We start from the raw sequence: 20,657 nt of genomic DNA on the forward strand, positions 1-20,657 counted from the left end.
AAGCCAAGAAGCTCCATATGATTCGCAAAATCGGCCGTAAAGAGTCCCGCTGGATGAAGGATCAAAATCACAAAATCAGCCGTCAAATCGTGAATTTTGCGCTCGCCAACGGTGTTGGCGTGATTCGGATGGAAGAGTTGACGGGGATTCGGAAACGAGCAACTTCCGCAAAAGAAGCGGGGCGAAGCCTTCATGCTTGGGCGTTTCATCAACTGCAAACGATGATCGCCTATAAAGCGGAAATGGCGGGCATTCGGGTGGAGTGGGTGAAGCCGACCTACACGAGCCAAGCATGCCGATGCGGGCATCGAGAGAAAGCAAATCGAAACGGCATCCGCTTCCGATGCCAAAAGTGCGGATACACCCTCCACGCCGACTTGAATGGCGCCATCAACATCGCCAAAGCGATTTCGGGCTTCGCCGCCTAACCTAGCGCACTGGTCACAGGTGCGCCGCCCATCGGGGTACATTCTAACCCGATGGGACGGGGTGATGACACACCCCTGATCTTGGGCGTGGTCTGAACCAGAAATGGATGAGGACGTGAGCGACCCAAGAATCCCACGGCTTTAGCCGTGCGGAGTGTCAAATTTTTGGTAATGTCGACGCGAGGCCGTTCTATCGGCGTTCGTTTTGACATAAGACATATATGGTGCGACATAGGCAAGGAGGGATGGAAATGGGCGATGTGATGAGACGCCTCTTGGCGGTGGCTGGTGTGGCGGTATGCGTCGGACTGTTGTTTCTTGTCGGCGCCAACGGATGATTGGATGAATATTCGCAAAACGGTTGTCCTTTCTTGCGGTAATGCGTTATAATGAGAAAAACAGCAGGAGAGGAGAAACACCGATGTTGACCGATTATCATAACCATTTGGAACGAGGGGCGTTGACGCTTGATTATTTGCGCCAGTTCACGGATGCAGCGGTCAAAAAAGGCATCCAGCATTTCGGCATTTCCGAGCACGCGTACCATTTTTACCAAACGAAAAACATTTTGTCCAACCCGTGGGTCGACGCGCGCCGCTGCTACGATATGGACGATTATGTCCGGCTGTTCCACGAAGCGTGGGATGCGGGCCTCGATGTGAAAATGTCGATCGAAATGGATTATACGCCGGGCAAACACGAGGAAATGGCCGCCTTTATCCGCTCATACGAGTTTGACTATGTCATCGGTTCGATCCATTGGGTCGACGATTTCGGCATCGACTTAGCCGAATATCGCCACGAGTGGGAACGGCGCGATTTGTACGATACATACCGCAAATATTTCGATCAAGTCGTGACGCTCGCCGAGTCGAATTTGTTTGACATTATCGGCCACCTCGATTTGGTGAAAATTTTTAAATACGTCCCGGAAGATGAGGAATTTTTGCTTGAACAATACGACCGGGCGACAACAGCGCTCGCCAATTCGAAAACGTGCGTCGAAATCAGCACCGCCGGGCTGCGCAAGCCGGTTGGCGAACTGTATCCGGATCCGCGCCTGCTCCAAATGTGCTATGACAAAGGCATTCCGATTGTGTTGTCGTCCGACGCGCACGTGCCTGAGCATGTCGGCGCCGATTTTGACAAGGCGGTGGAACTCGCCCGCAGTGTCGGCTACACCGAGCTGATGACGTTCTCGAAAGGCGAGCGGAAGGCGGTGCCGCTCGGCTGAACGGAACTGACAAAACACGAGGGTGTCCCAAAAGGATCGGGACACCCTTTCTTAGTATGTAGGCGTAAAACAATCATGAAGAAACGATGCATTGTGTTTGGTTTAAGGAAAAACAACCTTTTGGGTCATGATCATCGCCTTTTCGCAAGAGGGAACTATACGATGCGAATGGCTGCTGTGGGGCTTGCTCGAACGAAAAACGCAGGCTCCTTTCTGGGAAGGCCTGCGTTTTTTGTATGATCTGCCCGCAGAAGCGGGTGGTTACGCTTCGAGCCGCTTCACCGTTTCGATGTCATCAATTTGCGCCAACGCCTGCAATACCTCATCATCAACCGGTTTGTCAAGCGATAAGATCATCATCGCCTTGCCCCCCGCTTCTTGGCGGCCGACTTGCATGGTGGCGATGTTGACATCGTGCGCCCCAAGCACGTTCCCGACTTTGCCGATCATCCCCGGCCGGTCTTGGTGCTGGATATACAGGAGATGGCCTTCCGGGGCAAAGTCGATGGCGACGCCGTCAAAATGGACGATGCGGTCGCCGTAGTTCGGCACGTGCGTCCCTTTGATGGTGAACGTTTTGTTTTCGCCATGGACGGTGAGCGAAATGCAGTTCGCATAGCCGTGCGTTTCATCGGAAAATTTTTCGCCGTATGTGATGCCGCGCTCTTTGGCGACCATGGCGGCGTTCACCTCGTTGACGGTTGAGGCGACGCGCGGCCGCAGGAAGCCGGCGAGCAGGCTGCGGGTGATGTACGTCGTCTCCAGATCAGCGACCGTGCCGGCGTAGGTGACCGACAGCTCTTGCACCGGGATGTTCATAAACTGCGATGCAATCAAGCCGAGCTTCCGGCCTAAATGATAGAATGCTTGAATTTTTTCATAGACGTCTTTCGACAACGCCGGCAAGTTGATCGATGAGGTGACGGGCCGTCCTTCAAAAAAGTGGAGCAGCTCTTCCGCGACTTGGGTGGCGACGTTCAGCTGCGCTTCGACGGTCGACGCCCCTAAATGCGGCGTAACGATCACATTGTCAAACGCTAAAAGCGGATGATCCCCTGGCGGCTCTTGTTCAAAGACGTCGAGGGCGACGCCGGCGACATGCCCGCTTTCCAAGAACGGGATGAGCGCCTGTTCGTCGATGATGCCGCCGCGGGCGCAGTTGATCAAATAGACGCCCTTTTTCGTTTTCGCCAAGTTTTCCGTGCCAAGCAACCCGCGCGTTTCTTTCGTGAGCGGCGTATGAACGGTGATGATGTCAGCCACGGCCAGCACTTCGTCAAGCGAGTGAATCGAGACGCCGAGTTTTTCGGCGCGTTCTTTCGTTAAAAATGGGTCGTACACGTGCACGCTCATGCCAAAGGCGCGCGCCCGTTTGGCGACTTCCGAGCCGATGCGGCCGAAGCCGATGATGCCCAATTTTTTGCCAAACAGCTCGTTGCCGACAAACGCCGAGCGGTTCCACTCCCTCGATTTGACGGAAATGTGCGCCTGCGGGATGCGTCGGACGAGGGCGGCCATCATGGCAAAGGTATGCTCAGCGGCCGAAATCGTATTGCCGTTTGGCGCGTTAATGACGACGATGCCGCGTTTCGTCGCTGCATCGACATCAATGTTGTCGACGCCCACCCCGGCGCGGCCGATAATTTTTAAGTTCGGCATTTTTTCCAATAGTTCTTCCGTCACTTTGGTGGCGCTGCGCACGAGCAAAGCGTCAAAGGTGTGCAATTCCTCTTCCGCTTCGGTTGTTTTCTTTTGCACGATGTCGATCTGCGCCGATGCGCAGAGCGGCGCCAAACCTTCTTCACTGATGGCGTCGGAAACGAGTACGCGAAACACAGTGGGTGCCCCTTTCTGTTTCAAGGATGTTAAATTTCTGATAATTTAACATGCGAAAGCGGTTTCTGTCAATGGGGGAAAAAGAAGTCATACCAATGAAAACGTTTTTTTGAGCAGGAATGTTCGGGGTTTGAAAAAGAAAAGCGCCCATATCAAACGACATGGGCAAAATTGTTCGGAAATAGAAAAACGGCGTCTGGTGAAATGAGATGTTGGACGGATTACTTGTTTTTCTGTTCGTTGTAGCGGGCGATGCATTCGTCGATCAATTTGGCGGCTGCTTCCGGCCCCTCCCATGTGCCGATTTCCGTCCGTTTCCCTTGCAAGTCTTTGTAGCGTTCAAAGAAGTGGGCGATTTCTTTCAGTTTGTGCTGCGGGAGGTCTTCAATCGATCTCACTTCGTCAAAGCGCGGATCTTCGACCGGAACGCCGATCAATTTCGCATCTTCTTCGCCGCTGTCGACCATGTTCAAATAGCCGATGACGCGCGTGTCGATGACGCAGCCCGGGAACGTCGGGTTTGTCGTGATGACCAAAATGTCGAGCGGGTCGCCATCCAGCGCCAACGTATTTTGCAAATAGCCGTATTCAGCCGGATAAAACATCGGTGAATATAGGACGCGGTCGAGCTTGAAAATGCCCCGTTCTTTGTCGAATTCGTATTTGTTTTGGCTCCCGGTTGGAATTTCGATAAACGCTTCGACAATTTTATTTTCGAATGCCATAACCCGTTCCTCCTTTGTTGGTTATGTATACATGAAAACTTGTCCACCCAGCAGGCGCGGCGGACAAGCCAATCTTATTGTAGCACGTTCGTTCAAGATGCGCCACTTGTGATTTCACGCTTGCATCAAAAAACCCTCTTGCCGGCAAGGCAAGAGGGGGAATGTCAGTCGAATTTATTCGGATCGCCGTCAAACGGCTCGTCAGCAACTTTGATCGATTCAGTCGGACAGCCTTCGAAGGCGTCCATCATATCGTCAATCAAAATCTCCGGCACTTCGACGATGCCTTGGTTGTCATCAAGGGTGACGTAGGCAATGCCGTCCTCGTCGTAGTCGTAAATGTCGGGAGCGGCGGCGCCGCAAGCTCCGCAGGCGATGCAAGTCTCTTTATCCACAATCGTATACTTTGGCATAAAAATCGAACCTCCCCAAGTTTATTGGAAACGGACGGGCCATCTCCGTGTTGCCTGCTCGGAAATGAACTTTTCACTTTTAATAATAAGACCGTACGGCCGGCTTTTCAACAAAAAAATCGCTCTCTTGTATTTTTACACATATGCATCTTATTTAGTTTTGTTATCATATGGCGGAACTGTCAACCGATCGATTTTTTCTGCCGACCGGTTGGGCGATTTTTGCTACAATAGAGGCGAGGGAGGAACGCAGGATGCGGCATGGCTATGCCTCATTTTTGCTCGCCCATTGCTTGCGCCGCTTCAACGGCGAACGGACGCTGGCGGCGGTGTATCATTTATTTTCGGGAAAAAAATCGGCGCAGACGCTCCAAGACAGCAAATGGTTTCAGCTTGAGCCGCTGTTTGGCACATGGAAGAATGTGACGCTGGCGGCGCTCGAGGAAGCGGCAATGGCGCTTGTCGAACAGCGACTCGCTTTATCCGCGAAACAGCGGACATACACGTTGACCGCGGCAGGGGAAGAATGGCTTGCCGAGCAAGCAGCGCTTTTCCCCCGCCATCTGAACGGCTGGCGCTATCATGAGGCGGAACCGCTGTTTTGGCAGCGTCTTTCCTTGATCGGGCAGACATTGTCAAACCTCGTCTATGGGCGGCGTTTTGCACCGATTTGCCGCGACGAGCGGACGCTTCAATGGGTGAAGCAATATTTGCTTGCAAAAGGATCGCGCCAAATGTTGGCCGAGACGCTGTATCAAGAGCTCATCCGGCTGCTTGAAGCGGTTTCGGAGGAGGCGGCGGTGATCTTTACGCTGCGTTTGACGAGCGCGGTCCGCATCGGCTGGACGATGGAGCAAATCGCGGCCTATTTGCAAAAGGACGCGCTCTACGTGCAGTTTCAATTCCGCAACGTGCTTCATTACATCATGGCGGAAGCTGAGGCTGGACGCGTTCCGATGATGGCCGAATTGATGAGCGGACTGGCGCCGGCGGTGCTGACACAATCGGCGCAAAAAACGTACGAATGGCTGCGGAAAGGAAAAACGATAGAAGATATTTCCAATCTTCGCCGCTTGAAGCGAAGCACGATTGAGGATCACGTTGTCGAAATCGCTGCCAATGTGTCCGGTTTTTCGATCGCCCCGTTTGTCGACGATGAAAAGGCGGCGGCCATTCGAGCGGCGGCGCAGGCGCTTAGGACGAGGAAATTGAAAGAGATTCGCGAGGCGCTTGATGGCAAAGTCAGCTATTTCGAAATTCGGCTCGTGTTGGCAAAGGAAGTGGGACGTTGGACGAGTTGACGAAAACGCTGCGCATGAAGTTCGGACATGCTTCATTCCGCCCGGGTCAGCGGGAAGTGGCGGAAGATGTGCTTGCTGGGCGCGACGTGCTGGCGATGCTGCCGACCGGAAGCGGCAAGTCGCTTTGCTATCAGCTGCCAGCGTATTTGCTTCAAGGCAGTGTGCTGATCGTTTCGCCGCTTGTGTCGCTCATGGAGGACCAAGTCGAGCAGTTGCGCCGGCGCGGGGAAAAGCGAGTGATTGCTTTTCACAGCCTGCTTGATGCCGAAGAAAAATGGCAGGCGCTCGCTTCGCTTGCGGAGTTTCGCTTTATTTACGCGTCGCCGGAGATGCTGCAGTCGGCAAAATTTTTAACGGCGCTTCGGCGCGTATGCATTTCGCTTTTTGTCGTCGATGAAGCGCACTGCATTTCTCAATGGGGATATGACTTTCGCCCGGACTTTTTAAAGCTTGGGGAGATCCGGCGCGCGCTCGGGGCCCCGCCGTGTTTGGCGTTGACGGCGACGGCGCCGCCCGAGGTGCAGGAGGATATTATTCGCACGCTCGGGATGGATGGTGCCCGCCGCCATATTCATTCCGTCGATCGTCCGAACATCGCCTTGTGCGTGGAGCATTGTTCATCAACGGAGGACAAAGCGGCGCGCTTGGCCGATTATGCCAAGCGTCTCGAAGGCCCGGGAATCATTTATTTTTCGAGCCGTCAATGGGCGGAAGAGATGGCGCGCCGGCTCGAACAGTGCGGCGCGGGGCGGGTCGCCTATTACCATGCCGGCATGGACGGGGAGCAACGGCTGCTCGTGCAGCAGCAATTTGTCTACGGTCAGCTTGACATCGTATGTTGTACAAGCGCATTCGGCATGGGCGTGAACAAAGAAAACGTCCGATTTGTGCTTCATTTTCATATGCCGGCCCAGCTCGAGGCGTACGTGCAGGAAATCGGGCGCGCGGGGCGCGACGGAGCGCCAAGCCTTGCTGTGTTATTTTATGCGGACGGCGACCGGGCCATGGCCCAGGCGGTGGCGGAGGCCGAGCTGTTAAGTCCGCGCGAGCTGCGTGAGTGGTGTTGGCGGCTGCCGGAAGGAGCCGGATGGGAAGCGGCGATGGCGACGCTCGAGGCTGCCGGATTCACCGACGTACAAAAGCGGCTGTTGGCGTATTTTTTAGAACGGGAACAACGGGCGATGCCTGGTTGGCTGACAGCGGAGGCAAAAGAGCGGCTGTACGGCAGGATGGCAGCCGCCATCGAGGCGCGGCGGCGCTGGAAGCGGAAAAAACTGCAGGAAATGGATGAATGGGTGCACTTGTCTTCGTGCCGGCGTCAAGCGCTTGTCCGCGCGTTTGGCGAGGAGCTGACGGATCAGCAGAATGTCTGCTGCGATCGCTGCGGGCTTTCGCTTGACGGCTATGAACGAGCCGTCCGCCGTCCGGAGGAGGCGCCGGTTCGCCATTGGCGCGAGGAGTTGTGGGACATGCTTTTTGGCGGGGGGCGGACGAATGAAACGGCAAAGTGAACAAATCCGGCAGATGACAGAGCGCGAGCTGCTTTTTCATCTTTATGTAACGCAAGGGTTGCTGCTTCTTGCCGCCGGCGGCTGTTCGCTCTTTTTGTTCGATTGGGCGGAGTGGCGCCGGCTTTGGCGGTTCGATCTCACCGATGTGCTGCTATACGGAGCGGGCGGGGCGGCGCTCGTGCTGGCGGTCGATTTTTTGGCCATGCGCTATTTGCCGGATGATTGGCATGACGACGGCGGGGTGAACGAAAAAATATTCCGCGGCCGCTCGATTCCGCATCTCTTTTTTTTATGTGCGCTCATCGCTGTGACGGAAGAATGGCTGTTTCGCGGTGTTGTGCAGACGCATTGGGGGCTTGGAGCGGCAAGCGTCATTTTTGCTGTGCTGCATGTGCGCTATTTGGAAAAATGGTTTTTGTTTCTGATGGTTGTGCTCATCAGTTTGTTTCTCGGTGCGCTTTACGAACAGACCGGGAGTTTATGGGTGACGGTTGTCGCCCACTTTTTGATCGATGTGGTGCTCGCTTTGCATATTCGGTTGCAGCGGGAGGAAGGGGTGAAGCGATGAAAGGAACACAGGAGCGCCGAGCTGGGCGGCGCTTGCGGATCGATGAGAGCGCGCCGTCCTCGCGCATCAAACGGCGGAGGGAAAAAGAAGAACAAAAGCGAAAATACGTCCCGGCCCGCCTGCTCGTGTTCTTGTTTTTGGCGTTGCCGGCAGTCGTGCTGGCCATCCACCATGTCCAATCGAAGTCCGACACGGTCACAGTCGTTCGTCATGAAGATCAAAGCGGCCGCGAGACGGTGCGCATTATTCAAGACGACGAAGTCAAGAGGACAGAACAGGCGGCCAAATCGAAGCAGAAGAGCGCCGCCGACCGAGGAAGCGTCGGCGGCCGGGAAAAGAAGACCGATGATGAACAAGGAAAAATCATCACCCATGTCGTCGCAGCCAATGAGACGCTCTACAGCATCGCCATGAAATATTACGGCACGCCTGATGCGATCGATCTCATTAAAAAGGAAAACGGCTTGTCGACGGGCCGCCTTCAGCCAGGGCAAACGCTGCGCATTCCGCTTGACGAAAACCATTGAGCGAAACAAAGCATTGTCTGCCGCTCCCCTTTCTTTGTTCTAATGCTGCCTTCTGCGGCATATGATGGACAATAAAAACAGGACAAGGGGGAGAGGAGATGGTCCATTTTCCAGATGAATTTCCCCTCGATGAAGTGGCGAAGGAAATGTTGATGGCCGTCATCGAAAAAAAGAAAAAATGGGAGCGGCTCGAAAAGCGGACGTTGCTCTTGCAGGCGGCCGCGTTTTCCGGTTTGGCCGTTTTCCTGCTTTATCTTTTGGCCAAGGCGGCGGCTTTCGGGACGTGGGGAGAGCGGATCGCCTGGTTTTTCGCTGCGCCTGCCCATGTGTTGATTCTGCTTCTTTTAAGCACCGTTTATTGGGCAGCCGTCTACTACAAAGGAAAAAGCGAAAAGGCGGAAGACGATTTTCACGCCCTTCGCTGTGAGATCATTCAAAAAAGCATCGATTTATGGCAGGACCAAGAACAGTGGAACGGGCGCCATCGGCTGTTTGAATGGATGAAGCGGGAGTATGGCATCAATCTTTATTATGAACAAAGTTGAGCGGGGGTTCCGCTCAGCTGCTGGCTTAGAAAACCTTTTTATGGTTGCGCTCCTCTTTTAAAATTTCCACCGCTTCACGGAACCGTTGGGCATGGATGATTTCCCGCTCGCGCAAAAAGCGGAGTCCGTCGTTTAAATCCGGGTCGTCGCTCATATTGATGATCCACTGATATGTCGCGCGCGCTTTTTCTTCGGCCGCGATGTCCTCATACAAGTCGGTGATCGGGTCGCCTTTCGCTTGGATGTACGTCGCCGTGAATGGAACGCCGGCGGCGTTATGGTAAAAGAGGGCGCGCTCATGGTCGACGTAATGCGGCTCCAGCCCGGCTTCTTTTAGCTGCTCAGGCGTCGCGTCTTTCGTCAGTTTGTACACCATCGTTGCGATCATTTCAAGGTGGGCGAGTTCTTCCGTACCGATGTCGTTTAGCAGCCCGATGACTTTCGGCGGCAGCGTATAGCGCTGGTTTAAGTAGCGGAGCGCCGCTGCCAGCTCCCCGTCTGCCCCGCCGTATTGCTCGATCAAATATTTTGCCAGCCGCGGATTGCACGTGCTGACGCGGACCGGGTATTGCAATTTTTTTTCATAAATCCACATGATCCGTTCCCCCCTTGCGTTCGTGATGGATCGGCTACACTTGCCAAGGCCAAGGCGTGTCGTCCCAGTTCCACGGGTAGTTGGAATAGCTATGGCCAAACTGTTCAAGCGGACCATAGGCGGCTTCAAATTGTTTTTTCAGCTGTTTCCGTTTTTTGGCGAGTTGATTAAATTGTTGAATCGCTTGATAGTCGGTCGGATGGGTGTCCAAGTAGAGTGTCAGTTCGACGAGGGCAAAGTCGACGGCTTGCAGCTCTTCAAGCTGTTCATAATACTCCTTTGGCATTTGTTTCATGAGCCATCACCTTTTGTCTTTGTTTCGTAAGGGCTGTAGTACGGATCGTAAAACACTTGCCAAAGCGTCCCTTTCATCAACGCTTCACGAAGAGGGAATTGCGGCAAGTTGGGCGGCTGGAATCCGACGTATAAGTTTGGTGCGGTGACGTATGTTTTCACGCGGATCGGCGGGCATGGGTCAAACGGGCTTGTATACGGCTCATATTGTTTGCGCGTTGTAAACATGAAACCCCTCCTTTTTTGGCAAAGTTCAGTCTATATTATGATAGAGCAGTACCGTTCATGCCTGTTTGTCATGGCGAATCATGGCAATAATAAGGAGGAAAAAATGGGCCGCCTATGGATGATCGCCTTTGTCGCTGTCTTGTGCACGTATTTGTTTTTTCGCTGGCTGCCGCCCCTTGAGCCGTTTTCCCCAACCTTGTTTTTGACGCAGCTGTTGTTTTCCCCGTTTCGAACATGGCTTGCTTTTGCTTGTTTTTTGCTCGGCGTCGCTGCCAACGGGGCGCTTCTTAGCATCGCTGTAACCGGGACGGTGCGTTTGTTGTCCGGCCGGCGGCTCCGCTTAGGCCAATGGTTGTTCAGCTTGGCGGCGCTCGGCCATTTTTATTGGGCGTTTCAGTTCCATTGGCGGCTGGCGGCGCTTTTTTTCGTTTTTTCCTTTTTTTATGGTATGATGACGTTGAGAAGCCGCCAGACGATGCCGCATCGCTGGCCATGACAGGAGGAAGTATGCTGATCGGGGAGCAACCGAGAAAAAATGCTTGTCTAAAACGGGGAAAACGATGTAAACTCATTAATAACAACAAACGAACCAATTGCCGCTTGCGTCATACAATAACGGTAAGAGATGGCTCTGTAGGTAAGGAGGGGTGCCGATGCGTCTTGAGCGCTTGACCCACAACAAAATCAAAATTTTCCTGACGTTTGACGATTTGCTGGACCGCGGGTTGACGAAAGACGATTTATGGAAAGATACGTTTAAAGTCCATCAGCTGTTCCGCGATATGATCGAGGAAGCAAGCGAAGAGCTCGGTTTTGAAGTGAACGGATCGATCGCGGTCGAAGTGTACTCTTTACCGGCGCAGGGCATGGTCGTTATCGTTACGAACGAAGGCGACTACGACGACATGGAAGAAGAATTCGCCGACGATTATATCGAAATGCAAGTAACGCTCGATGAGAGCGATGACATATTTTACGAATTCCAAACGTTTGAAGATGTCATCCAGCTCGCTCATCGCCTGCATGCGGTCGGTTGCCTCGACGGCACGCTTTATTCCTATCAAGGCCGCTTTTACTTGCATGTTCCCGAAGAGCCCCCAATTCCGCTCGACAACTTTGTCGCCTTGCTGGCCGAGTTTGGCAACCCGGCTACGATAACGATACATCGTGTGCAAGAATATGGGAAGCGGCTGATTGAACGCCGCGCGATCGAACAGCTCGTTCGTTATTTCCGCGCCAATTAAAGGTATAGAAAGGCTCCTTGAAATGGACAAGGAGTCTATTTTTTTGCGCCAACTGTTCGACGCCGCTTCGCCATTTTTCCTTTGCATCCGGCCACAGAAGGTGTATACTATGACATGAAAGGCGACAAATTACTATAGCGAGCTTATAGGAGGTTTACGTATGGCAGCCGATAAGCATACGGAAGAGAAAGAACAACAATACGACGTGCTGGCGTCGACACAAATTGTTATACATAGAGCGTTGGAAAAGCTCGGCTACCCGGAAGAAGTGTATGAGCTGTTAAAAGAGCCGATCCGCGTGTTGACAGTCCGCATTCCGGTGCGCATGGACGACGGGTCGGTGAAAATTTTTACCGGCTACCGCGCGCAGCATAACGATGCGGTCGGTCCGACGAAAGGCGGCGTGCGTTTCCATCCTGATGTGACGGAACGAGAAGTGAAAGCGCTGTCGATTTGGATGAGCTTAAAGTGCGGCATCGTTGACTTGCCATACGGCGGCGGCAAAGGCGGCATCGTCTGCGACCCGCGCACGATGTCGTTCCGCGAGCTCGAGCGGCTAAGCCGCGGCTACGTGCGCGCCATCAGCCAAATCGTCGGACCGACAAAAGACATTCCGGCGCCGGATGTGTTTACGAACTCGCAAATTATGGCGTGGATGATGGATGAGTACAGCCGAATTCGCGAGTTTGATTCGCCAGGGTTTATCACCGGGAAGCCGCTTGTCCTCGGCGGTTCGCACGGCCGGGAAACAGCGACGGCCAAAGGAGTGACCATTTGCATCCGCGAGGCGGCGAAAAAACGCGGCTTGTCGCTCAAGGGAGCGCGCGTCGTCGTTCAAGGGTTCGGCAACGCTGGCAGCTATTTGGCCAAATTTATGCACGACGCCGGGGCGAAAGTCGTCGGCATTTCCGATGTGTACGGCGCGCTGTACGACCCGAACGGGCTCGACATCGACTATTTGCTTGAACGGCGCGACAGCTTTGGCACGGTGACGAAGCTGTTTAAAAATACGATTTCGAATCAAGAGCTGCTTGAGCTCGATTGCGATATTTTGGTGCCGGCGGCCATCGAAAACCAAATTACGGCCGAAAACGCTCCGCGCATTAAGGCGAGCATCGTCGTCGAGGCGGCGAACGGGCCGACGACGCTTGAGGCGACGGAAATTTTGACGCAGCGCGGCATTTTGCTCGTTCCGGACGTGCTTGCAAGCGCTGGGGGCGTGACTGTGTCGTACTTCGAATGGGTGCAAAACAACCAAGGTTACTATTGGACGGAAGAAGAAGTGGAACAGCGGCTTGAAAAAGTGATGGTCAAAGCGTTCAACAACGTGTATGAAATGGCGCAGACGCGCCGCGTCGACATGCGCCTTGCCGCCTACATGGTCGGCGTCCGCAAAATGGCGGAAGCGTGCCGGTTCCGCGGCTGGGTGTGAGGCGAGCAAGCGCCGATGTTTGCAAGCTTTGGTGAAATCCCCTATCATAAGATAGGGGATTTTTTGCTTCATGCGAGGTGGCAAAAACGATGAAAGAGGAGAAAATCATTATTGTCGGCGGCGGTCCGTGCGGGCTGGCGGCGGCGATTGCTTTGCAAGACGCAGGATTTTCGCCGCTGGTGATCGAGAAAGGAAACATCGTCCATTCGATTTACCGTTTTCCGACGCATCAGACGTTTTTCAGCACGAGCGACCGGTTGGAGATCGGCGGCGTGCCGTTTATCACGGAAAACCGGAAGCCGACGCGAAATCAAGCGCTCGCTTATTACCGGGAAGTCGTGGTTCGCAAGCAAGTGCGCGTCAATACGTTTGAAGAAGTGAAAACCGTCAAGCCGCAGGAAGATGGAGCATTTCTTATTGAAACGACAAAAGGGACGTACCGCGCGCAGTACGTCGTCATCGCCACCGGCTATTACGACCATCCAAACTATATGAACGTGCCGGGGGAAGAGCTGCCGAAAGTGATGCATTACTTTAAAGAAGCGCATCCGTACTTCAACACCGACTGCGTTGTCATCGGCGGGAAAAACTCGAGCGTCGACGCGGCGATGGAGCTTGTGAAAGCTGGGGCGCGCGTGACAGTGCTGTATCGCGGCAACGAGTATTCGAAAAGCATTAAGCCGTGGATTTTGCCGGAGTTTGACTCTCTTGTGAAGAAAGGCGTCATCCGCATGGAGTTTCGCGCACATGTGAAAGCAATTACCGAAGATGCGGTCGTGTATGAAGTGGACGGGGAAACGAAAACAATCAAAAACGACTTTGTGTTTGCCATGACCGGCTACCATCCGGATCATCGCTTCTTGATGAACATCGGGGTGCAGATCGACCCGGAAAGCGGCCGGCCGCATTATGATTCAGAGACGATGGAAACAAACGTGCCGGGGGTGTTTATCGCCGGGGTGATCGCCGCTGGCAACGATGCGAATGAAATTTTTATCGAAAACGGCCGCTTCCATGGAGACGCTATTGCCGCCTGCATCGCCAAGCGCGAACGGGAGGGGTCGGCCAAGCAGCTGCAGTAGCGCTTCTTGGCCAATACATCGACTGGGCATATGACGGCATGCCCTCCTCGAACAATGAACGCCTTGCGGGCAAATGACATTTGCCCGCCGGCGTTCTTGTTCGAGGGAAGAGGCAGAAAAGCGTGTGTTCAGCCATACCATTCTTTGTTTTTTAGTAAAATAATGGATAATCAACATTCGTGTAATGATGCTAAAGCGAGAAAGCGAGGGTGGCTTGCGTGACGAAACGGAAAGTGGTGCTCCTGACAACCGGCGGCACGATTGCGAGCAAGCGAAACGAACGCTCCGGCCGCCTGCGGGCCGGGGCGCTAAGCGGTGAAGAACTTGCGGCGATGTGCCATTTGCCGAAAGAAATTGAAATCATCGTGGAAAGCGTATTTCAATTGCCAAGCATGCATTTGACGTTTTCGCATTGGCTTGAGCTGAAAAAACGGATTGAGGCGCATTTCACCGATCCATCCGTTGATGGCATCGTCGTCACTCACGGAACCGATGCGCTCGAAGAAACGGCCTATTTCCTTGATTTGACGATCGATGACCCGCGGACGATCGTCGTCACCGGTTCGCAGCGGGCGCCGTCTGATTTGGGCAGCGATGTGTACATCAACATCCGCCATGCCATTTACGCCGCGTGCGCCGAGTCGTTGCGTGGGGCGGGGGCGGTCGTTGTGTTCAATGAACGCATTTTTGCCGCGAAATACGTGAAAAAAGAACACGCCTCGAACATTCAAGGATTCAACGCTTTCGGCTTCGGCTATTTAGGCATCATTGACAACGATGAGGTGTACGTGTACCAAAAGCCGATCCGACGCGAATATTACAAGCTTGTGCGCCCGCTTCCGCCGGTGGACATTGTGAAATGCTACTTGGAGGCGGACGGCAAGTTCATTAAAGCGGCTCGAGAAAGCGGCGTCGCTGGCATTGTGCTCGAAGGGGTCGGCCGCGGGCAAGTGGCGCCAAAAATGGTCGATGAAATCGTCAAAGCCATCGAAGCGGGGATTAAAGTCGTTGTGACGACGAGCGCCGAGGAAGGGGCGGTGTATACAACGTACGATTACCCCGGCAGCGCCTACGATTTGCATAAGAAAGGGGTTATTCTTGGCAGCGACTACGATGCGAAAAAGGCGCGCATCAAGCTCGCTGTCGCTCTTGCTGCCGACGCCGCCGTTGATGGCTTGTTCGCTTATTAGGCAACAAGCGGCCCAGCAATTCCTCTTTTTTTCTCCCCTGTTTCGTGGTACGATGAAGTTAAAAATGCCAAAGAAACGGGGATCGAGGATGTTTTCGTTGATTTCCGCCGGCGTCGCCCCCGGGGTGGCGCTGCTTAGTTATTTTTATTTAAAGGACGAGTATGAGGCTGAGCCGCTTTCGTTTGTGTTGCGCATGTTTTTGTTCGGCGTCTTGCTTGTGTTTCCGATCATGTTCATCCAATACGTGCTGGCGGCAGAAGGGATCGTCACGTCGCCGGCAGCCGAGGCGTTTCTTTCCGCTGCGCTCCTTGAGGAGTTTGTCAAATGGTTTGTCGTTTATTTTTTTGTGTATGACCACGACGAATTTGACGAGCCGTATGACGGCATTGTGTACAGCGCCAGCGTCTCGCTTGGGTTCGCGACGCTGGAAAACATTTTGTACTTGTTGGCCAACGGAGTGGAGACGGCCATTGCCCGTGCGCTTTTGCCGGTGTCCAGTCATGCGCTCTTTTCCGTCATCATGGGGTTTTATTTCGGCAAGGCGAAGTTTGCCGTAAAAAAGCGCCGCTATTATTTATGGGCGTCGTTTTTGTTGCCGTTTTTCCTTCATGGCGTCTATGACTGGCTGTTGCTCGCCAAAGAGCGATGGGGCTATTACATGGGGTTGTTTATGCTCGCCTTATGGTGGGCGGCGTTGCGCAAAGTAAAACAAGCGAAAGGATACGCCCGCCCTCAAGCGGTGCCGCCTGTGAAAAGCCAAGCGTAAAAGCTTTGGCTTTTTCTTTTTTTCGCATAAAAAAGGGAAACGGAAGGAAAATAGGGGTAAAAACGGTGAGTGTTGACGGGAGGTTCACATATGGCAAGAAAATGGGTTCTATTCATCGCATTGGCTGTTTGGACGTGCATTTACCCATCAGGCCATGCTTTCGCGTTTTCCCCGCAAGTGATTCAGCGTGGAGCAGTTGGCGATGATGTCATTGAACTGCAGGCGCGGCTGCAATACCTTGGGTTTTACAACGGCAAAATTGACGGCGTGTTTGGCTGGCGAACGTATTGGGCGCTGCGCAATTTCCAATACGAATACGGCTTGCCGGTCGATGGACTAGCCGGATCGGAGACGAAACGGAAGCTTGTGAACGCTTCAAAATATTACGAGCAGTTTGTGAAAGAGCAAATCCGCCAAGGAAACGATTTCACCCATTACGGCGGCATTCCGCTCAGCCAGCAGGTGAAAAAACGCGGCGGAGGATCGTCGCGGGCAGCGAAAACGACGGCGTCGAACGTGCCGAAAGGGTTTTCGCAAAACGATATTCGGCTGATGGCAAACGCCGTTTACGGGGAAGCGCGCGGGGAGCCGTACATCGGACAAGTGGCGGTTGCCGCCGTTATTTTAAATCGGCTGGAGCATCCGTCGTTTCCGGATACGGTCGCCGGGGTGATCTTTCAGCCAGGCGCGTTTACCGCGGTCGCCGATGGGCAAATTTGGCTGACGCCGAATGAAACGGCGAAAAAAGCGGTGCTTGATGCGATCAACGGCTGGGACCCAACCGGCGGAGCGATTTACTACTTTAACCCAGCCACGGCGACGAGCGCTTGGATTTGGAGCCGCCCGCAAATCAAGCGGATTGGAAACCATATTTTTTGCAAATAAAAGGAGGGAGACGAGATGGTGCGAAACTTACTGATTGCAGCGCTTGTCGTCGCTGTCGTCGGCACTGGTTACTGGGGCTACCGGGAGCATCAGGAAAAAAACGCGATCTTAATTCATGCGGAAAACAATTACCAGCGCGCGTTCCACGATTTGGCCTACCAGATCGATTTGCTGCATGACAAGCTTGGAGCGACGCTGGCGATGAATTCGCACGCCTCATTGTCGCCGGCGCTCGCCGAAGTGTGGAAAATCGCATCTGAAGCCCATTCCGATGTCGGCCAACTGCCGCTGTCGCTTTTGCCGTTTAACAAGACGCAAGAGTTTTTATCGAAAATCGGCGAGTTCAGCTACCGGACGGCCGTGCGCGATTTGGAAAAAGAGCCGTTGACCGAAGAAGAGCACAAGACGCTCGAGGCGCTGTACAAAAGCGCCGGCGCGATCCGCCAAGAATTGCGCAACGTGCAGCATTTAGTGCTGGAAAACAATTTGCGCTGGATGGACGTCGAACTGGCGCTGGCGACGAACGACGAGAAAGGCGACAACATCATTATTGACGGCTTAAAAGCGGTGGAGAAAAATGTTGATACATTCTCAAGTTCGTCCGAGTTCGGCCCGTCGTTCATCGGCCTCGCCAACGAGGAAAAAGGCTTTGTCCGCGCGAAAGGGCGCCCGATTTCCAAAGACGAGGCGAAACGGATCGCCCGCGAGTTTCTCGGCTTAAAAGGAACAGAGAAAATCAAGGTGACGGACAGCGGCAATGGGGCGGATGAGCGTTTTTACAGTTTAACGATTCACGATCCGAAAACAAAGGGCGACATTTATATGGATGTGACGAAAAACGGCGGATATCCGATTTGGGCGTTAAACAGCCGGCCAATCGGCAAGCCGAAGGTCAGCTTGCATGAGGCGGCCAACCGTGGGATGGCGTTTTTGCGACGGCATCAATTCACCGGCTTTGAGTTGTACGACAGCACGCAATACGATAATGTCGCCATGCTGACGTTTGTCAAAAGCGAAAACGGCGTCCGCATTTACCCGGAAGCGATCCAAATGAAAGTGGCGCTTGACAACGGCCATGTCGTCGGCTTTACGGCGCGCGACTATTTGTCATCGTCCATTCCGCGTCCGTTGCCCAAACCGACGCTCACCGTCGAGGCGGCGAAGAAAAAGTTAAACCCACATTTGAAAGTGATGGAAGAGCGCCAGGCGGTCATTATGAACGATTTGCAAAAACCGGTGCTTTGCTATGAGTTTTTAGGAACGCTTGGCGATGAAACGTATCAACTGTTCATTAACGCCGCAACCGGCCTTGAAGAAAAAGTCGAGAAGCTCGAAAGCGTGGAGCCGAATTACAGATGAAAACAAGGGAGGAAAAGCTGGCGCTGTCGGCTTTTCCTCTTTTTTTGGTCAAAGGCAGTCGGGCGGTATGGTATAATCGTCATGGGACATCATGCGGGTCAGCGAAACGATCGCCGGTTCGGCAGCTGACTGAAAAGGAGAAAAGGAAACATGATGATCAAAATCGGAGATTCGATCCGGCTTGAGCCGTCGGACGGCTCAGCGCGGCAATACCGAAGCAAAGCGCTCGCTGTTGCTGACGGGGCGGTTCATATCAGCTATCCGATCGATGAACAGAGCGGAAAAACCGTCTATTTGTTGAACGGGATGCAGTTTAAAGCGACTTTTGTCGGGCAAGACGGCGGTTTATACATGTTTGATACCGAAGTGAAGGGGAAAATCCGCGATCCGTTGCCGATGGTCGTCTTGGCTTACCCGGGCGAGGAATACGTCGTGCGCATCCAGCGCCGCCGTTATGTACGGGTGAAAGCCAATGTCGATGCGGCCGTCCATCCGTCTGACAGCGAGTTCGCTCCGTTTGTGACGATGACGGTGGATATCAGCGCCGGCGGTGCCGCCCTCCTTGTGCCGCCGGCGCACGCTCCGCTTCTTCGCCCCGGCATGGCGGTCGAGCTTTGGCTCGTGTTGGCGATGCGCTCCGGCGAATACCATTACGTGCAAACGAAGGCGTCGATTGTGCGCATGGCTGATGACGAACGCGGCATGGCGAAAATGTCGGTGGAGTTCACAAACCTCGCCCCCCAAGACCGCGTTCGGCTCATTCGCTACAGCTTTGAACGGCAGCTTGAGGAGAGAAAATGGGAGAACGAACAGAATAAATGAGCTGGGCGCGTGGAATACTGCTAGAAAAAATGGGAAAGCAGGAGGCTTGCGCCATGAAACGGATCGAACAGCTGTTGTGGAAGCTTGTCGTCATCCAGACGATTTGCCTGTTGATCGCCCAATGGCTTGTGTTGTACACGCCAGCGGCGTTGTATATCGGCAAGGTGTATGAATACGAAGGTGTAGCCAAGCCAGAAAAAACGAAAACAGTTGAAACGGCCGTCGACCGTTGACGGCGGATATGGTACAATGAACATGGAGACATGCAGGGTTTTCCTGCATTTTTCTTTGTGCACTCATCAAGCGATTTTCGGTAAAGCTAGGAGGAAATGATGAAACGACGAATCAGCATCGCAATCGACGGACCCGCCGCGGCGGGGAAAAGCACGGTCGCCAAACGGATCGCTGAGCGGCTTTCCTACGTATACATCGATACCGGCGCCATGTATCGCGCGCTGACGTACCGGGCGCTTGCATGCGGCGTCGACATCCATGATGAGCAGGCGCTCCTGTCGCTGCTTCGCGATACATCGATTGAGTTGAAACCGTCGCCGCATGGACAGATCGTCCTAGTCAATGGCGACGATGTGACCGACATCATCCGCGGTGAGGCGGTGACGAATGCGGTGTCGCTTGTTGCGAAGCATCCGCTTGTGCGCGAGGAGATGGTCGCCCGCCAACGTGCCTTGGCGGAAGGGGGCGGCGTCGTCATGGACGGGCGCGATATCGGAACGCATGTGCTGCCGAACGCCGAAGTAAAAATTTTCCTGAAAGCTTCGGTCGAGGAGCGGGCGCGGCGCCGGCATGAGGAAAATCTCGCGCGCGGCTTTCCATCCGATCTTGAAAAGCTGAAAGAAGAGATCGCCCGCCGCGACCGGCTCGATTCGGAACGGGAGACAGCGCCGCTTCGCAAGGCGCCGGATGCGGTGGAAATCGATACGACATCGCTGTCGGTTGAGGAAGTGGTGGAGCGGATTATGGAGATTGTCAACGAAAGGATTGGATGACGGTGGACTTTTATTCATTCGCCAAGGGGATCGTCAAGGGAGTGCTCACCCCTTTTTACCGCATTCAAACGATCGGGATTGAACAATTTCCAAAGGAAGGCGGCGTGCTTCTTTGCGCCAACCATATCAGCAACCTAGATCCGCCGGTCATCGGCATTACGGCGCCGCGGCCGATTCGGTTTATGGCGAAAGAAGAGCTGTTTCGTGCTCCGGTCGTGAAAACGCTCGTCAAAAGCTTGCATGCCTTTCCGGTCAAGCGCGGCATGAACGACCGCCAGGCGCTGCGCACGGGGCTTGAGGTGCTGAAGCAAGGCGAAGTGCTCGGCATTTTTCCGGAAGGGACGCGCAGCAAAGACGGCCGGCTGAAAAAGGCGCTGCCCGGCGTTGGCTTTTTCGCTTTGCGCACCGAGGCCGCCGTTGTCCCGTGCGCCATTGTCGGCCCGTACCGTCCGTTTGTGCCGCTTAAGGTTGTGTACGGAGCGCCGATCGATATGGCGCCGCTGCGCGCGCGGAAAGCGAGCCCGGAAGAAGCGGCCGATTACATTATGGATCATATCCGCCGGCTGCTGGAAGAGCATCAGCGAGCATGAAAGGAATATGCTGTTCGAGGCATCCCTTCCGCCGCCTCAATGAGCATTATAGTACATGTTGATTGAGAAAATATG

General features: G+C 54.0%; 25 protein-coding genes. 19 read left to right on the top strand and 6 right to left on the bottom strand.

The annotated features are described in order from the left end of the window. Both ACVBDQ_RS09365 and ACVBDQ_RS09370 read left to right on the top strand, forming a co-directional pair. Window positions 1-428, top strand: a 428-nt coding sequence (locus tag ACVBDQ_RS09365) for an RNA-guided endonuclease TnpB family protein (protein ID WP_446663188.1), incomplete at its 5' end; no start/stop codon positions are given. 421 nt (window positions 429-849) lie between these two features. Then, the gene (locus tag ACVBDQ_RS09370; protein ID WP_011231732.1) at window positions 850-1,662 is read left to right on the top strand and encodes a histidinol-phosphatase; all 813 of its coding nucleotides are present in this window, start codon (window positions 850-852) and stop codon (window positions 1,660-1,662) included. Window positions 1,663-1,923: 261 nt separating this feature from the next. On the opposite strand, the gene serA is transcribed toward ACVBDQ_RS09370, so the two are convergent. The 3 genes from serA to ACVBDQ_RS09385 all read right to left on the bottom strand — a co-directional run bounded on the left by serA (window position 1,924) and on the right by ACVBDQ_RS09385 (window position 4,636). Continuing rightward, a complete protein-coding gene (gene serA, locus ACVBDQ_RS09375) occupies window positions 1,924-3,498 on the bottom strand; it encodes a phosphoglycerate dehydrogenase (RefSeq protein ID WP_012820732.1) in 1,575 nt (524 codons plus the stop codon). A 221-nt stretch (window positions 3,499-3,719) separates the two neighbouring features. After that, complete coding sequence (locus ACVBDQ_RS09380; RefSeq protein WP_011231730.1) at window positions 3,720-4,223, bottom strand: inorganic diphosphatase; 504 nt, start codon at window positions 4,221-4,223, stop codon at window positions 3,720-3,722. A 164-nt stretch (window positions 4,224-4,387) separates the two neighbouring features. After that, entirely contained in the window at window positions 4,388-4,636 is a 249-nt protein-coding gene (locus ACVBDQ_RS09385; protein WP_011231729.1) for a ferredoxin, read from the bottom strand. 254 nt (window positions 4,637-4,890) lie between these two features. On the opposite strand from ACVBDQ_RS09385, the gene ACVBDQ_RS09390 reads away from it, so the two are divergent. From ACVBDQ_RS09390 to ACVBDQ_RS09410, 5 genes are all read left to right on the top strand, one after another. After that, window positions 4,891-5,937, top strand: a complete 1,047-nt coding sequence (locus ACVBDQ_RS09390; RefSeq protein WP_042380384.1) for a helix-turn-helix domain-containing protein — start codon at window positions 4,891-4,893, stop codon at window positions 5,935-5,937. Then, complete coding sequence (locus ACVBDQ_RS09395) at window positions 5,925-7,448, top strand: RecQ family ATP-dependent DNA helicase (protein WP_014196219.1); 1,524 nt, start codon at window positions 5,925-5,927, stop codon at window positions 7,446-7,448. Before ACVBDQ_RS09390 ends, ACVBDQ_RS09395 begins: the two co-directional genes overlap by 13 nt. After that, window positions 7,432-8,016 carry a CPBP family intramembrane glutamic endopeptidase gene (locus tag ACVBDQ_RS09400; RefSeq protein ID WP_011231726.1) on the top strand — a complete coding sequence of 195 codons (585 nt, stop codon included), beginning with the start codon at window positions 7,432-7,434 and terminating at the stop codon, window positions 8,014-8,016. Before ACVBDQ_RS09395 ends, ACVBDQ_RS09400 begins: the two co-directional genes overlap by 17 nt. After that, the gene (locus ACVBDQ_RS09405; RefSeq protein WP_011231725.1) at window positions 8,013-8,543 is read left to right on the top strand and encodes a LysM peptidoglycan-binding domain-containing protein; all 531 of its coding nucleotides are present in this window, start codon (window positions 8,013-8,015) and stop codon (window positions 8,541-8,543) included. Before ACVBDQ_RS09400 ends, ACVBDQ_RS09405 begins: the two co-directional genes overlap by 4 nt. 98 nt (window positions 8,544-8,641) lie before the next feature. Then, complete coding sequence (locus ACVBDQ_RS09410; RefSeq protein ID WP_011231724.1) at window positions 8,642-9,088, top strand: YpbF family protein; 447 nt, start codon at window positions 8,642-8,644, stop codon at window positions 9,086-9,088. A 25-nt stretch (window positions 9,089-9,113) separates the two neighbouring features. Here ACVBDQ_RS09410 and ACVBDQ_RS09415 read toward each other — a convergent pair whose 3' ends face one another. From ACVBDQ_RS09415 to ACVBDQ_RS09425, 3 genes are read right to left on the bottom strand one after another with little or no spacing between them, the layout of a single operon-like run. Continuing rightward, on the bottom strand, window positions 9,114-9,683 hold the full coding sequence (locus ACVBDQ_RS09415; RefSeq protein ID WP_011231723.1) for a manganese catalase family protein: 570 nt from the start codon (window positions 9,681-9,683) through the stop codon (window positions 9,114-9,116). Window positions 9,684-9,717: 34 nt separating this feature from the next. Continuing rightward, a complete protein-coding gene (locus tag ACVBDQ_RS09420; RefSeq protein WP_014196218.1) occupies window positions 9,718-9,978 on the bottom strand; it encodes a spore coat protein CotJB in 261 nt (86 codons plus the stop codon). Further along, entirely contained in the window at window positions 9,975-10,205 is a 231-nt protein-coding gene (locus ACVBDQ_RS09425) for a spore coat associated protein CotJA (RefSeq protein WP_014196217.1), read from the bottom strand. Before ACVBDQ_RS09425 ends, ACVBDQ_RS09420 begins: the two co-directional genes overlap by 4 nt. A 103-nt stretch (window positions 10,206-10,308) precedes the next feature. On the opposite strand from ACVBDQ_RS09425, the gene ACVBDQ_RS09430 reads away from it, so the two are divergent. From ACVBDQ_RS09430 to ACVBDQ_RS09485, 12 genes are all read left to right on the top strand, one after another. Then, on the top strand, window positions 10,309-10,701 hold the full coding sequence (locus ACVBDQ_RS09430) for a hypothetical protein (RefSeq protein WP_042380375.1): 393 nt from the start codon (window positions 10,309-10,311) through the stop codon (window positions 10,699-10,701). Between the two features lie 157 nt (window positions 10,702-10,858). Next, the gene (locus tag ACVBDQ_RS09435) at window positions 10,859-11,449 is read left to right on the top strand and encodes a genetic competence negative regulator (RefSeq protein WP_011231720.1); all 591 of its coding nucleotides are present in this window, start codon (window positions 10,859-10,861) and stop codon (window positions 11,447-11,449) included. A gap of 160 nt (window positions 11,450-11,609) precedes the next feature. Continuing rightward, window positions 11,610-12,881: a Glu/Leu/Phe/Val family dehydrogenase gene (locus tag ACVBDQ_RS09440; RefSeq protein WP_011231719.1), complete on the top strand. Its 1,272-nt coding sequence runs from the start codon at window positions 11,610-11,612 to the stop codon at window positions 12,879-12,881. An 89-nt stretch (window positions 12,882-12,970) separates the two neighbouring features. Further along, complete coding sequence (locus ACVBDQ_RS09445) at window positions 12,971-13,963, top strand: YpdA family putative bacillithiol disulfide reductase (protein ID WP_011231718.1); 993 nt, start codon at window positions 12,971-12,973, stop codon at window positions 13,961-13,963. A gap of 218 nt (window positions 13,964-14,181) precedes the next feature. After that, complete coding sequence (locus ACVBDQ_RS09450; protein ID WP_011231717.1) at window positions 14,182-15,153, top strand: asparaginase; 972 nt, start codon at window positions 14,182-14,184, stop codon at window positions 15,151-15,153. Window positions 15,154-15,241: 88 nt separating this feature from the next. Further along, window positions 15,242-15,919, top strand: a complete 678-nt coding sequence (gene prsW, locus ACVBDQ_RS09455) for a glutamic-type intramembrane protease PrsW (RefSeq protein WP_096224979.1) — start codon at window positions 15,242-15,244, stop codon at window positions 15,917-15,919. A 90-nt stretch (window positions 15,920-16,009) separates the two neighbouring features. Beyond that, a complete protein-coding gene (sleB, locus tag ACVBDQ_RS09460) occupies window positions 16,010-16,804 on the top strand; it encodes a spore cortex-lytic enzyme (RefSeq protein ID WP_011231715.1) in 795 nt (264 codons plus the stop codon). Between the two features lie 15 nt (window positions 16,805-16,819). Beyond that, window positions 16,820-18,163, top strand: coding sequence for a germination protein YpeB (ypeB, locus tag ACVBDQ_RS09465; RefSeq protein WP_446663189.1), 1,344 nt, complete (start codon window positions 16,820-16,822; stop codon window positions 18,161-18,163). A 153-nt stretch (window positions 18,164-18,316) separates the two neighbouring features. Further along, a complete protein-coding gene (locus tag ACVBDQ_RS09470; protein WP_014196211.1) occupies window positions 18,317-18,985 on the top strand; it encodes a flagellar brake protein in 669 nt (222 codons plus the stop codon). Window positions 18,986-19,038: 53 nt separating this feature from the next. Continuing rightward, window positions 19,039-19,218: a YpfB family protein gene (locus ACVBDQ_RS09475; protein WP_011231712.1), complete on the top strand. Its 180-nt coding sequence runs from the start codon at window positions 19,039-19,041 to the stop codon at window positions 19,216-19,218. A 99-nt stretch (window positions 19,219-19,317) separates the two neighbouring features. Further along, on the top strand, window positions 19,318-19,992 hold the full coding sequence (gene cmk, locus ACVBDQ_RS09480; protein ID WP_011231711.1) for a (d)CMP kinase: 675 nt from the start codon (window positions 19,318-19,320) through the stop codon (window positions 19,990-19,992). Beyond that, the gene (locus ACVBDQ_RS09485; RefSeq protein ID WP_011231710.1) at window positions 19,989-20,582 is read left to right on the top strand and encodes a lysophospholipid acyltransferase family protein; all 594 of its coding nucleotides are present in this window, start codon (window positions 19,989-19,991) and stop codon (window positions 20,580-20,582) included. The genes cmk and ACVBDQ_RS09485 overlap by 4 nt, the downstream gene beginning before the upstream one ends. The last annotated feature ends 75 nt before the right edge of the window (window positions 20,583-20,657 follow it).

The organism is Geobacillus sp. CCR, from assembly GCF_052906625.1.